The 13,201-nt window shown below is 68.6% G+C and carries 8 protein-coding genes and 1 tRNA gene; 3 read left to right on the forward strand and 6 right to left on the reverse strand.

Annotation, left to right across the window (positions count from 1 at the left end; all coding sequences use genetic code 11):
- Positions 1 to 17: 17 nt before the first annotated feature.
- Positions 18 to 1,613 (reverse strand): S1C family serine protease, encoded by a 1,596-nt coding sequence (locus ACIOSY_RS04940; protein WP_400849919.1) that lies wholly within the window; start codon positions 1,611 to 1,613, stop codon positions 18 to 20.
- 100 nt (positions 1,614 to 1,713) lie between these two features.
- Between ACIOSY_RS04940 and ACIOSY_RS04945 the strand changes: the two genes are divergently transcribed.
- Complete coding sequence (locus ACIOSY_RS04945; protein ID WP_400849922.1) at positions 1,714 to 2,922, forward strand: aminotransferase class I/II-fold pyridoxal phosphate-dependent enzyme; 1,209 nt, start codon at positions 1,714 to 1,716, stop codon at positions 2,920 to 2,922.
- Positions 2,923 to 2,926: 4 nt separating this feature from the next.
- On the opposite strand, the gene ACIOSY_RS04950 is transcribed toward ACIOSY_RS04945, so the two are convergent.
- Positions 2,927 to 3,733 carry a carbon-nitrogen hydrolase family protein gene (locus tag ACIOSY_RS04950; RefSeq protein WP_400849925.1) on the reverse strand — a complete coding sequence of 269 codons (807 nt, stop codon included), beginning with the start codon at positions 3,731 to 3,733 and terminating at the stop codon, positions 2,927 to 2,929.
- A gap of 78 nt (positions 3,734 to 3,811) precedes the next feature.
- Between ACIOSY_RS04950 and ACIOSY_RS04955 the strand changes: the two genes are divergently transcribed.
- Positions 3,812 to 3,885 (forward strand) — tRNA-Met (locus tag ACIOSY_RS04955).
- 202 nt (positions 3,886 to 4,087) lie between these two features.
- Here the strand turns inward: ACIOSY_RS04955 and ACIOSY_RS04960 are convergent.
- Complete coding sequence (locus ACIOSY_RS04960) at positions 4,088 to 6,994, reverse strand: UPF0182 family protein (RefSeq protein WP_400849928.1); 2,907 nt, start codon at positions 6,992 to 6,994, stop codon at positions 4,088 to 4,090.
- Positions 6,995 to 7,051: 57 nt separating this feature from the next.
- A complete protein-coding gene (locus ACIOSY_RS04965; protein ID WP_400849931.1) occupies positions 7,052 to 8,137 on the reverse strand; it encodes a PDZ domain-containing protein in 1,086 nt (361 codons plus the stop codon).
- Positions 8,138 to 8,255: 118 nt separating this feature from the next.
- On the opposite strand from ACIOSY_RS04965, the gene ACIOSY_RS04970 reads away from it, so the two are divergent.
- Positions 8,256 to 9,716, forward strand: coding sequence for a zinc-dependent metalloprotease (locus ACIOSY_RS04970; protein WP_400849934.1), 1,461 nt, complete (start codon positions 8,256 to 8,258; stop codon positions 9,714 to 9,716).
- Positions 9,717 to 10,553: 837 nt separating this feature from the next.
- Here ACIOSY_RS04970 and ACIOSY_RS04975 read toward each other — a convergent pair.
- Positions 10,554 to 12,275: an ATP-dependent helicase gene (locus ACIOSY_RS04975; RefSeq protein WP_400849937.1), complete on the reverse strand. Its 1,722-nt coding sequence runs from the start codon at positions 12,273 to 12,275 to the stop codon at positions 10,554 to 10,556.
- Entirely contained in the window at positions 12,272 to 13,147 is an 876-nt protein-coding gene (gene nudC, locus ACIOSY_RS04980; protein WP_400849940.1) for an NAD(+) diphosphatase, read from the reverse strand. The genes ACIOSY_RS04975 and nudC overlap by 4 nt, the downstream gene beginning before the upstream one ends.
- Positions 13,148 to 13,201: the final 54 nt, after the last annotated feature.

Raw genomic sequence — 13,201 nt, forward strand, 5'->3', positions numbered from 1 at the left:
CTCGGAGCCGATCGGGATCAGCCGGCGAGTTCGCCGAGCGTCACATCGATCTCGTACTCCTTGCCGTCACGGATGTAGGTGACCTTCGCGTCACTGCCGCCGGCCGCAGCGCGCACCTGCGCAGTGAGGTCGCTGGCGCTGGTGATCGGCACGCCGTTGAAGGCGGTGACGATGTCGTCGGCCTTGAGACCTCCGGCCGCTGCTGCTCCGCCGCTGGTGACCTCTGCGATGTAGGCACCGGCCACGTCTGCACCCTCGACCGCGGCGGCATCCTGCACCGAAGCTCCGAGCAGGCCGTGGGTGGCGCTGCCGTCGGCGATGATCTCCTCGGACACGCGCTGGGCGATGTTCGACGGGATCGAGAAGCCGAGGCCGATCGAGCCGGATTCCTCTGACGAGCCGGAGCTCGCGATCGCCACGTTGATACCGATCAGTTCGCCCTTGCTGTTGACGAGGGCGCCACCGGAGTTGCCGTGGTTGATCGCGGCGTCGGTCTGGATGACGGCGATCGAGATCGATTCCGTGCTCTGCTGCTGGCCGTTGCCGGGCAGGTCGAACTGGAACGGTCCCTGCTCGCCCTCTTCGGGAGCCTCTTCCTGCGGGGCATCCTCGGCGGACGAATCGGGCAGAGCCGACGACGCGATCTGGATGCTGCGGTTCAGGGCGCTGACGATGCCGGTCGTGACCGAGTTCGCGAGTCCGAGCGGCGCACCGAGCGCGACCGTGGTGTCGCCGACGTTGAGCTTCGACGAGTCCGCGAATTCGATCGGCGTCAGATCCTTGGCGCCGGTGAGCTTGATCACGGCGAGGTCGTAGATCGGATCCGTGCCGACGACCGTCGCATCGAAGATGCGCCCGTCGGAGGTGGTGACCCGGATCGTCGGATCGGCCACGGCACCGCCCAGGGTGACGACGTGCGTGTTCGTGAGGACGTAGCCGTCGTCGCTGATGATGACGCCGGAGCCGCTGCCGGCCTCGCTCGAACCGGCCACCTCGATGGTGACCACCGAGGGCAGGGCCTTCGCCGCCACGGCCGTCGTCTCGTTGACCGAGCCGGGGTTGTTGACCGTGACCGTCGAGGGCCCCTCGGCGACGCCCGTCGACGGAGGGTTTCCCACGGCGTTCCAGATGGCACCGCCGCCGAAGCCTGCGACGCCACCGACGAGTGCGGCCGCCACGACGATGGCCGCGAGCTTCACACCTCCGCGGGGCTTCGTGTCCTTCGTCTTCGTGGCTGCGTCACCCGAGGTCTCGCCGAACCCGAGCGGCACGGTGCCGTAGGGCGTGGTGGGCTGGGTGTGCGAGGCATCCGGCTGGATACCGAACGCCGCTCCGGTGGACCCGGATGCTCCGCCCGATGACGCAGGGGCAGCGAACTGCTGCGGCGCGACCGGCGCGATCACGGGCGGAGTGGGCACGGCCGGGGCGCTCGAGGTGAACGTCGGCGGGACCGTGTGACCGGCAGCCGGGGCGGCCGCCGGTGCAGACTGGCCCAGCAGAGACGCCAGCGGGGTGTGAGCGGCGGCATCGCCCGCCGAGTGATCGGCGGCCTCTGCGGCCTCGGTGGACGGCACGACGGGTGCCGAGTGGTCGGGGGTGTTGTCTTCGTTCATGGTGTGTGCTCCTTCAACAACGCCCCTTCAGAGTGCTCTCCGAGTCTGTGCGTTTCGTATGGCGAAGGTGAGTTTCCGCTATGCCCTTAGCCTGTTCTTCATGAGTGTCATTACCGGCGCATGGCGGCGAACGGCAGCGGGCGCAGGTCTGCTCGCGACGGACGGGACCGTATCGCCCACCATTTTCGCAGAGATGTCGGCCCTTGCGGCCCAAGAAGGTGCGATCAATCTCGGCCAGGGATTCCCCGACGAAGACGGTCCGGCCGAGGTTCTCGAGGCGGCCAGGGCCGCGATCGCTGATGGGCTGAACCAGTACCCGCCAGGGCGGGGCACCCCCGACCTGCGAGCCGCCATCAGCGAGCACCAGCACCGGTTCTACGGGTTGAGCGTCGATCCCGAGACCGAGGTGCTCGTGACCGTCGGGGCGACCGAGGCCCTGACCGCGACCCTGCTCGCCCTGATCGAGGGCCCCGACGACGAGGTCGTCGTGTTCGAGCCGTATTACGACTCCTACGCCGCAGCCGTGGCTCTCGCGGGAGGGACGCTGCGGACGGTGCCGCTGCGCGCGCCGGACTTCCAGCCGGATCTCGAACTCCTCGCTGCCGCGGTGACGGATCGCACCCGCATCATCCTCGTCAACGATCCGCACAATCCCACCGGCGCCATCTTCGGTCGAGACGTGCTGACCGAGGTCGTGCGGCTGGCGCACCTGCACGACGCGATCATCGTCACCGACGAGGTCTACGAGCACCTCTCCTTCCACGCTCCGCACACGCCGATCGCCACGCTGCCCGGGGCACCGGAGCGCACGCTCACGATCTCCTCGGCCGGGAAGACGTTCTCGGCGACGGGATGGAAGATCGGTTGGATCCACGGCCCGGCGGAACTCATCACCGCGGTCATCACCGTCAAGCAATTCCTCACCTACGTGGGCGGCTCGCCCTTCCAGCCCGCGATCGCCCGGGGGCTCCGACTCGACGATTCGTTCTTCACGGATGCCGCTGCCGCCCTCGCCCGCAAGCACGAGATCCTCGGAGCGGGCCTGCGCGATGCCGGCTTCACCGTCTTCTCACCGCAGGGCGGCTACTTCACCCTCGCGGATGCGACGGCCGTCGGCGGCGCCGACGGCGCGGAGTTCTGCCGCACCCTGCCGACACGCGTCGGCGTCGGGGCGATCCCGATGGCGGCGTTCCTGCCGGCGGAGCACCGCTCCGACCCCGGTTACTCCGGCATCGTGCGGTTCGCCGCCTGCAAGCGCGTTCCGGTGATCGAAGAGGCCGTCTCTCGCCTCGCCGCTCTGCGCGCCTGATCGGCTAGCGCGGGACGACCGCGTAGCGCCGTGCGCGCAGCGAGGGATTCACCGCGCGCACGCGGTCGATCGCCGCGCGCTCGACCGCCGCGACCGCGATGCCCTCGGCGGTGCCCACTCCGGCGATGACGACCCCCTGAGGGTCGACGATCTGCGAATGCCCCACCCCGATCGGCGCCGGATGGTCGGCCGACACGACGTAGACCGTGTTCTCGATGGCGCGCGCCGCGAGCAGAACGGTCCAGTGATGCTCCTTGAGCGGTCCGCGCACCCATTCGGCAGGCACCACCAGCACGTCGGCCTCGGCGTCGACCAGGGTGCGGGCGACCTCCGGGAACCGCAGGTCGTAACAGGTCATGAGACCGAAGCGGAGCCCGCCGAGGTCGAACGTCGCCGCTTCTCCCAGCTCACCCGGTTCGATCCAGTCCGATTCGGTCTGCCCGAAGGCATCGTAGAGGTGCTGCTTGCGGTAGACGGCCAGGATGCCGTCACCCCGCAGGGCCACGACCGTATTGCGCACGCGGTGGCCGTCTGCCGCCTCGACGAGACCGGCGACGATGACGACGCCGTATTCGGCGGCCAGCCCTGTGAGCGTCGTGACGAAGTCGCCGTCGAGCGTCTCGGCGTGGGCGGCGAGCGAGTCGTCCATCGGATTGACGAAGTAGCTCGAGTACTCCGGGAGCACGATCAGTCGCGCACCGCGTGCCGCGGCATCCGCCACCAGCTCCGTGATCCGTTCGAGATTGTCCGCGCGCGAATCGGTGGGCGCGAACTGGCAGACGGCGACGGGAACGGCGGGGCTTTCGGACATGTCCTCATCCTCCCCCATCCGTCGAGTGCCGGCTCGATTCGCGCACTCCTGATTCCCGTGTTAGGCTATAACTCGTGCCGCGGGGTGGAGCAGTTCGGTAGCTCGCCGGGCTCATAACCCGGAGGTCGCAGGTTCAAATCCTGTCCCCGCAACGAGAATGCGACACAAGAAAGGCCCCTGATCTGGGATTTATCCCGATCAGGGGCCTTTTGCTTTGCCCACTTCGTGGCGGGTAGCCGCCCGTCCTGGCGTGATGCCACCCCCGGCATCGACGCCCCCGCATCGACGCCCCGGCGCAGACGACGAATGCCGCACCCGTGAGGATGCGGCATTCGTCGCACGTGGCGCCGAGGACTACTCGGAGGTCGTGTCCAGATCGAGGAGCTTCTCGACGGCCTCGGTGAGGCGTCCGTCGGCCTCGGCGAACTTCGTGAGGTCACCGGACTTCAGAGCCGCATCGCGGTCGAGGAGAGCCTGTCGAGCGTCGGCCAGAGCCGCCGCCTGGGTGTCGGTCGGCGTCGAGGGGTCGGTGGTCGGCACCTCCCCCGTCTCGGGATCGGGCTCGGCCGGTTCGACTTCCACATCGTCATCACCACCGGTGGCTCCCGAATCACCGCCGAAGAGAGCATCCAACGCCTCGGTCAGCGTGTTCTCGAAGGCGACACGATCACCGAACGCGACGAGCACCTTCTGCAGGCGGGGCAACTGCGTGCCCTCCGAAGACTGCACGTAGACCGGCTGCACGTAGAGCAGACCGCCACCGACGGGAAGCGTGAGCAGGTTGCCGTAGATCACTTCCGACTCACCCTGTTGCAGCAGGTTGAGCTGCGGCACCACGGCCGTGTCGGAGTTGTACGTGTTCTGCACCTGACCGGGACCGGGGACGGTGATGTCGTCGTTGATCTCGAGCATTCGCAGTTGACCGTAGCCCTCTGCCTTCACCCCGTTCTCGGAGCCCGCATCGGAATCCACGGCGAGATACCCCATGAGCACGTCACGGCTGCTGCCGGTGCCCTGGGATGCCGGGATGAAGGTCGAGAACATCGAGAAGCGCGCCGAGTCCTGACCGGGCATCTGCATCGTCAGGTAGTACGGCGGCTGCAGCGAGGCGTCGCTGCGCGGGTCGTTCGGCGTCTGCCACCGGTTGTCCTGCTGCGCGAAGGAGCCCGCGGTGTCGATGTGGTAGACGCCGAGGATGTCGCGCTGCACCTTGAACAGGTCGGTCGGGTAGCGCACGTGGCTCATGAGCTCGCCCGACATCTCGCTGACCGGCTTGACGGTCGACGGGTAGACCTTCTGCCAGGTCTTCAGGATCGGGTCCTCGGCATCCCACGCGTACAGGGTCACGGTGCCGTCGTAGGCGTCGACCGTGGCCTTGACCGAGTTGCGGATGTAGTTGATCTCGTCGATCGCCACGCTCGGGGCCCGGGTGTTCGTGTCGGTGATCGCCTCGGACAGGCTCACGCTCGTCGAGTACGGGTAGCTCGAGCTGGTCGTGTATCCGTCGACGATCCAGACGATGCGGCCGTCGACGACGCTCGGGTACGGGTCGCTGTCGAGCTCGAGGTACGGCGCCACCTTCTGCACGCGCGTCTTCGGGTCGCGGTCGTAGAGGATCTGCGAGTCCTCGTTCACGAGGTTCGAGAAGAGGATCTGCTCGGACTGGAACTTCAGGGCGTAGAGCAGCTTGGTGAAGGTGTCGCCGATCGCCGGCCCACCCTCTCCCTCGAACGTGGTCTTGGTCTCGTTCGAGCCGTCCTTGCCACGCGGGTAGTCGATCTCGACCGGGTCGGAGTCCTTCGGGGCGCCGACGATCGAATACTCGGGCGAGTGCTCGCCGAAGTACACGCGGGGCTCGAAGTTCTCGCGGTCGGTCAGGAAGCCCGACGACGGGATGCCGCGCTCGAGGAACACGGGCTCGCCGTCGCTGGTGCGCTGGTTGCCGGCCGCGGCGACGAGGCCGTAACCGTGCGTGTAGACCGCGACGCGGTTGTTCCAGTTGTCGCCCTCACCGAGCTTGGTGATGTCGAGGTCGCGTACGGCGACCACGGTGTCCTGCATCTCGCCGTCGATCTCGTAGCGGTCGACGTCGAGGGTCTGCTCGAACTGGTAGTACGCGCGGTACTGCTCGAGCTGGCGGACGGTCGGGCTGATGACCTTGGGGTCCATGATGCGGATGGATGCCGTGGTGTCGGCGTCGGCGCGCAGCTGGCCCGCTTCGGGGTCGGTCTCGGCCTCGAAGGTCGTCGTCTCGAGGTTCGCGACGCCGTAGGCCTCCTTCGTCCCGTCGATGTTGCGCTGGTAAAACTCGGCCTGGTAGGCGTTCTGGTTCGGCTTGACCTGGAAGGTCGTCACGACCCACGGGTAGCCGATGCCGACGACGAGCGACGCGACGATGAGCAGCGCGGTGGCTGCCAGCGGGAAGCGCCAGCGACCGATGACGGCGGTGACGAAGAACAGGATGGCGACGAGCGCGGCCACGATCGCGAGGATCGCGAGGCCGGGGATCGTGGCGTTGACGCCGGTGTAGGCGGCACCCGTGATGCGGTCATCGGGGGTGACCAGCGTCTTGTAGCGGTCGAGCCAGAGGCTCGCCGCCTGCACGAGCAGGTAGAGACCCGCGATGACGGCCAGCTGGATGCGTGCGGCCTTCGAGATCCGAAGCTCTCCCTGACCGATGCGCACCGAGCCGTAGAGGTAGGTGACCAGCGCGGTGACGAGCAGCGACAGCAGCAGCACGGCCGAGACGAACGCGAGCGCGATCGAGTAGAACGGCATCGCGAACATGTAGAAGCCGGTGTCGATCCCGAACTGCGGGTCGACCGTGCTGGTGGCTACGCCGTTGGCCCAGAGCCAGACCGTCTTCCATTGGCTCGCGGCCGAGAATCCGGCGAAGAGCCCGAAGAAGATCGGCATACCCCACATCGCCAGGCGACGCAGAGGCTCGATCACCTCCTGGTAGCGGTCGAGCTGCGAGCTCAGACGCACGTAGACCGGGCGCAGGCGGTACGCCAGCTGGATCACGACGAACAGCGGCACCGCCATCCCGAGGAATCCGACGAGGAACATCACCACGGTGGCGATCCACTGCGTGGTGAGGACGCCGGTGAAGCCCACCTGATCGAACCAGAGGAATTCGGTGTAGAGCGACGCGAAGACGAAGAACACCGCGATCAACGCGGCGATGATCACCAGCGAGATGCCGAATATACGTCGGGAGGTTCGAGGAGTGGCCGGGTTCGGGGCTGAGGTCGAGGTCACCGTTCCATCCTAGGCTCGGCTCACTGTACGGGGGCTGTCATCCCGGTCACGGCGAGGTCACGACGTGCTGCACGTCGGCAATGAATCGAGGTCACCGCCGTCGGCGATCACCTCGAGAGCGTCGAGAGACTCCTCCAGGGTGGCGGTGCGGATGACCCGCAGCCCGTCGGGGATGTGGCCGACGACCTCGTCGCAGTTGGATGCCGGTGCGAGGAAGTAATCGGCTCCGGCATCCCGCGCACCGTAGAGCTTCTGGCGGATCCCACCGATCGGACCGACCGTGCCGTCGGCTTCGATCGTGCCCGTGCCCGCGACGTTCTCGCCGCCGTTGAGCTCTCCCGGTGTGAGCTGGTCGACGATCCCGAGCGCGAACATCATCCCGGCGCTGGGGCCGCCGACGTTGTCGAGCTGGATCGTCACGTCGATCGGGAAGTCGTAATCGGTGCGCAGCGTGATGCCGATCAGCCAGGTCGTGGTGCCGTTTTCGGTGTACTTCTGCGGCGTGAGCGAGACCTCCTGCTCCGCGTCGTTACGCAGGATGGTCAGGGCGATCGGCTCTCCCCCGCGATCCTGGATCGACTGACGGAGCTGCTTGGCGGAGGTGACGGGCTCGCCGTCGATGGCCGTGATCACGTCGTCCGGCTCGAGAACGCCCGCGGCCGGAGTGTCGTCGACGGCCTCGACGACGGCCACCTCCGCCCCGGTGTCGTAGTCGAGTTCGTTCAGCGCCGCGGCGGTCGCCTCGTGCTGCGAGTCGACCATTAGCGTGGCATTGCGCTCGTCGCGCTGCTCGCTGGTTACCCCCTCGGGGAAGACCGAGTCGAGCGGGACGACGGCGCGGGAGGAGTCCGTCCAGGCGAGCGCCAGCTCGAACCAGCTCGGTGTGCGCACCCGGTTTCCGACGACCTGCACGGTCGTGAGGTCGAGGGTTCCCCCGGTCTCGAACGTCTCCGCGCCGTCGATGCTGATCAACGGGATCTGCTCGCCGTCGGCGCCGGCGGCGGAACCGAGGGTGTCGTAGACCGGTCCGGGGCGCTGGATCACGTAGGGCGTCGGGAGGAACGTGAGGACGACCAGCGCGATGAGCGCGACGATCAGCGCCCAGACTCCGAGTCCGAGCTTCCCCGACCGTGTTCGTTCCACAGCATTCCTCCGTCGTTCGCGAGCGGCGTACAGCGATCTGCCCGCATGGGGGTCGCTCGCATGAACCTGTGACTAGCGTAGATGCCACGGCTATAGGCGTGCTGAGAGGGCGAGCGACATGGCAGACAACGACCCGACACCCGAAGACTTCCAGGAGTTCCTGCGGCGAATGCTCGCGGGCCAAGGCGGAGACATCGACCCCGAAGCGCTCCGCGGCGCGCTCGAGGGCATGGACGGCTTCTCGATAGATCCGGCGATGATGCAGACGATCATGTCGCAGCTGCAGGGCGCCTTCGGCGGCGATCCCTGGGAGAACACGCTGCGGCAGGCGCTCCACATCGCGAATCGAGAGGGCCAGGGCATCACCGACGGCTCGCGCACCTCGCTCGTGGACTCATTCGCGCTCGCGGGCCTGTGGCTCGGCGAAGCGACGACCATCTCCGACCTCGCCGAGCCACCGGTCGCGATGACGCGGGGCGAATGGGTCGAGAAGACGCTTCCCGTGTGGAAGGAGATCGCCGGCCCGGTCTCGACGAGCATCGCCGACGCGCTCACCAGCGCCCTCGACACGCAGGTGCCCGAAGACATGCGCGATGTCGTGCAAGGAGCGGGCAAGCTCATGCGCGGCCTCGGCGGATCGGTCTTCGCCGCGCAGTTCGGCCAGGTGCTGGGCAACCTCTCGCTGGAGGTCGTCTCCGGCGGCGACGTCGGAATCCCGGTGCTGCCCGCGGGCACGGCGGCCGTGATCCCGCAGAACCTGACCGCTTTCGGCGAGGGTCTGGAGATTCCGGACGACCAGATCGCGCTCTACCTCGCGACCCGCGAACTCGCCTATGCGCGGCTGTACCGTCACGCCAAGTGGCTGCACCTGCACGTGATGGCTCAGATCACCGACTTCGCCCGCGGCGTGACCGTCGACGTCGACGCGCTCGAAGACGTGGCCAGCCGCCTCGACCCCTCCAACCCGGAAGAACTCCGGGCGGCGATCGAGGGCGGCGCACTGCTGCCGACCCAGACCGAGGCCCAGCGCGAGGCGCTGGCTCGACTCGAGAGCCTCATCGCGACGATCGACGGATGGGTCGATGTCGTCACGGCGCAGGCCACGACGCGCCTCCCCGAGGGCGCTCGCCTGGCCGAGGCTGCGCGTCGCCGTCGCGCCGTCGGCGGGCCGGCCGAAGACGCGCTCGGCGCCCTGGTCGGCCTCAAGCTGCGCCCTCGGCGCATGCGCGAGGCATCGGCGATGTGGCAGGCCGTGACGGATGCCGTCGGCATCGCCGGTCGCGATGCGCTCTGGGACTACCCCGACCTCATGCCGACGTCGGAGGACATCGACGACCCGACCGCACTCGTGGCTCGCCTGCAGGCGGTCGCCCGCGGTGAGCAGCCGGTCGCCGATGAGTTCGACGAGGCGCTGGCGCGACTCCTCGACGGCGATGACTTCTCCGCCGACGGAGCGGTCGACGGCGTCGATGACGCGTCGTCCGACGACGGTACGTCCGACGACGCAGGTTCCGACGAAGCCGGTTCCGACGATGACGGGCCCGGCGAGGAGCGTCCCGACGGCGAGCGTCCGGTCTGACGGCGAGCGGTACCCGCGGTGACTCGTTCTCCCCATCCGATGCGGGGGAACGAGTTCTCCACGGATGCCTGATACGGCGCCCATGGCCCGGGTGAACTGCCCAGAATCGAGGGATGCCTCCCCTCACCCCGACGATCATCACGCGCCTGGCGCCCGGTCTGCCGCTGCTCTGGCGAGATGAGCGCACCCTGCAGTTCGGCCTCGACGGAGACGTGCACATCGACGTCGACAACGAGTGGGCGGAGCCGCTTCTCGCGCGAATGAGCCGCGGCTTCCGGCGCGCGTCGTACCACGTGATGGCGCATGCCCTGGGCGCTCCGCGCGCGCAGGCACGCGACCTTCTCGGCCGGGTCGAGGGCCTCCTCGTGGATGAGTCGCCTGCGCTTCCGGCGGCATGGGTCGAGAGCATCGCCCTGTCCGACGGCCGCTGCGAGTACCGCATGCGGGAGAGCCTCGCCGACGAAGGCGTGCCGCACGGCATCCGATCCCGCGCGCAAGACATCGGAGTCATCCTCGTGCCGGGAGCCGCTGCCGCTCTGCAGTTCGCGCCGTATCTCCGCTCCGATGTCGCGCACCTTCCGGTCGCCTTCGCACCGTCGCACGTCACGGTCGGGCCGCTGGTCGTGCCCGGACTCACCCCGTGCCTGTCGTGCCGAGACGCGAACGAGCGCGACCGCGACAGCACTTGGCCGCGCCTGCACGCGCAGATGATCGGGCGCGATCACGGGCCCGTGCGCGCCGCCCTCGTCGCCGGTGCAGGAGCGCTCGTCGCGGAACTGCTCGCCTCCGCGACTCGACTCGGCACGTCCGAGACCATGCAGACGCCGATGGTGCGGCTCAGCGCCGACGGCTCCCGCGAGTGGCGCTCGGTGAGATTTCACGAAGAATGCCTGTGCCGCGCCCCGTCGTCCCGATCTCGGCGAGGAAGCGCGACGGCGCCCGCTCCCCTCGTCCTGCCGAACGCGACCACGACAGCGACAGGGTTCGCGCGGCTCGCGTGACTCCGACGTACGCGAGCCGGCGCTCTTCGTCGATGGACTCGAAACTCGTGGCGTACGAGATCGGGAGCGCGCCCTCCGCCCACCCGGCGAGGTAGACGTGCAGCCACTCCAAGCCCTTCGCGGCATGCAGCGTCGAGAGGGTCACCGTTCTCATCGTCGGCTCGTGCTGATCCTTGGCCCTGGCCATCAGGGCGTCGCTGAACGACCGGAGCGTCGCCTCGGGACCGGCATCCTCGGCGAGACGGAGGATCGCGCGTCGCGCCTCCCACCCATCCCGCTGCGCACCGCCGGCCACCGGAGGCTCTTCTGTGAGCCCCAGCTCGCGCAGCACGCGCTGCACGCCCGAGAGGAAGTCCTGCTCCGAGGGAGCCACGGCAGCCGCCCGCAACGCGAGGATCGCCTGACGCACCTCCGGCATCGCGAAGAATCGTGTGCCACCGAGCACCGTGGTCGCGATGCCTTCGGCCGCGAGCGCCTGCTGCAGTGCGGCGGACTGCGCATGCGCGCGGTACAGCACGGCGATGTCGGCCGGCGACACGCCGTCGGCGATCTGAGCGGAGATGGAATGGGCGATGCCCTCCGCCTCGGCTCGCTCGCTGTCGAAAGCGGTCACGGTCGGGGCATCCGCTCCGAACTGCTCACGGGCAGGGGTCAGTTCGAGGGCTCCCGGACGCCCCTTCATCAGCGCGTTCGCGGCAACGAGGATCGGCGCCTGGGACCGATAGTTCGTCTCGAGACGCACGACCGTTGCATCGGGGTGATGACGCTCGAACTCGAGGAGGAACCGCTGCTCGGCACCGGCGAAGGAGTAGATCGTCTGGCTCGCATCACCGACGACGCAGAGGTCGCGGCGATCGCCGAGCCAGAGCTCCAGAAGGCGGTTCTGAAGCGGCGAGACGTCTTGGAACTCGTCCACAGTGAAGTGCCGGTACTGCTCGTGCACGGATGCCGCGACCCTCGGCTCCGCCTCCAGCATGCCGGCGCACGCGAGCAGGACATCCTCGAAATCGAGCTGATGCCGCTCGTCCTTCAGCTTCTCGTACGCGCGCTGGAATTCGGCGAGCTGGGTGGTGTCGATGTTCCCGACCGACCGTCCGAGCGCCGCATGCTGGTCGATCGACAGCATCGACACCTTGCGCCATTCGATCTCCGAGGCGATATCGCGCAGGGTGGCAGTACTCGGGCGCAGACGCACGGCATCGGCGACCTGCCCGAGCATCCGCACCTTGTTGTCGATGATCGACGGCGCGGGCTGTCCGGCGAGCGTCGGCCAGAAGAAGTTGAGCTGCGCGAGCGCGGCCGCGTGGAAGGTGCGCGCGGCCACCCCCTCCACGCCGAGGGCGCGGAGCCGACCGCGGAGTTCGCCGGCGGCCTTGGCCGTGAACGTCACCGCCATCACCCGCGAGGGCGAGTACGCGCCCGTGTCGACGCCGTGGGCGATGCGGTGCGTGATCACGCGCGTCTTGCCGGTGCCGGCGCCCGCGAGAACGGCGACCGGACCACGCAGCACCGACGCGGCCTCGCGCTGCCGTTCGTCGAGCGCATCGAGTGCGCTCATGCGGTGTCCTCGAGCCAATCGATGATGAGAGCCCGGGCGATCGACGCGGGACCGGGAAGACCGACCGGGCCGGCGCCGTCGAGCGCGCTCGCGATCTCCGCTCGGGTGAACCACCGCACGTCGATGATCTCCTCACCGTCCGGCCGCGCGGCCGCCTCATCGTCGACGACGGCGCGGAACCCCACCATCAGAGAGCGCGGGAACGGCCAGGCCTGCGACGAGAGGTATCGCAGAGCAGACAGGCGCACACCCGATTCCTCTTCGATCTCACGGTGCACCGTGGACTCGAGAGACTCCCCCGCCTCGACGAATCCGGCGAAGCACGAGTACATCCGCCCGCCCCAGTTCGCGTTCGCGCCGAGCAGCAGACGCTCGCCGTCTGCGCTCTCGACCGCGACGATCACCGCAGGGTCGGTGCGAGGGAAGTGCTGGCGCCCGCAGACGAGGCAGTGACGCGACCATCCGGCTTGACGAAGCTCCGTCGCCCCGCCGCACGCCGGACAGAACGGTGCATCACGCAGCCAGGCGGCCAGCGCGAGCGCCTCGATCAGCAGCTCGGTCTCCGCCGGCTCCAATCGCGCACCGAGGTCACGCAGTCCGAGCCACGTCTCGTCGGGCGCCGTGTCGACGGCTTCGACCTCGGGCGAGAGCGCAGCGAGCAGCAGCGGCGTGCCGTCGGCATCGCGCCCGAGAAGCGCCCAGGCGGCGTCGACCGGTTCGGACGACGGCACACGCAGGAGAGCCGAACTCGTCACTCGCGCTCGCCCCTCGCGCACGACGATCGCGCGGGTTCCGGGTTCGTGGCGCAGGCGGTCGATGACCTCGGGTTCTTCTCGGAGATCGGCTGCTCGGTCCAGAGATGGGCGCTGCATGGAGATCGACTCCCTCTCTCACGGGCGTGGCGGAGGCGGGACCGCCCCTGAGCC

The sequence above is a fragment of the Microbacterium sp. NPDC087665 genome, assembly GCF_044743285.1.
GTDB lineage: Bacteria > Actinomycetota > Actinomycetes > Actinomycetales > Microbacteriaceae > Microbacterium.

Bases quoted from the DNA above. Each gene is read 5' to 3' on its own strand.
- ACIOSY_RS04950 (WP_400849925.1), bottom strand. From the start codon at position 3,733: ATGTCCGAAAGCCCCGCCGTTCCCGTCGCCGTCTGCCAGTTCGCGCCC.
- ACIOSY_RS04940 (WP_400849919.1), bottom strand. From the start codon at position 1,613: ATGAACGAAGACAACACCCCCGACCACTCGGCACCCGTCGTGCCGTCC.
- ACIOSY_RS04970 (WP_400849934.1), top strand. From the start codon at position 8,256: ATGGCAGACAACGACCCGACACCCGAAGACTTCCAGGAGTTCCTGCGG.
- ACIOSY_RS04945 (WP_400849922.1), top strand. From the start codon at position 1,714: ATGAGTGTCATTACCGGCGCATGGCGGCGAACGGCAGCGGGCGCAGGT.
- ACIOSY_RS04975 (WP_400849937.1), bottom strand. From the start codon at position 12,275: ATGAGCGCACTCGATGCGCTCGACGAACGGCAGCGCGAGGCCGCGTCG.
- nudC (WP_400849940.1), bottom strand. From the start codon at position 13,147: ATGCAGCGCCCATCTCTGGACCGAGCAGCCGATCTCCGAGAAGAACCC.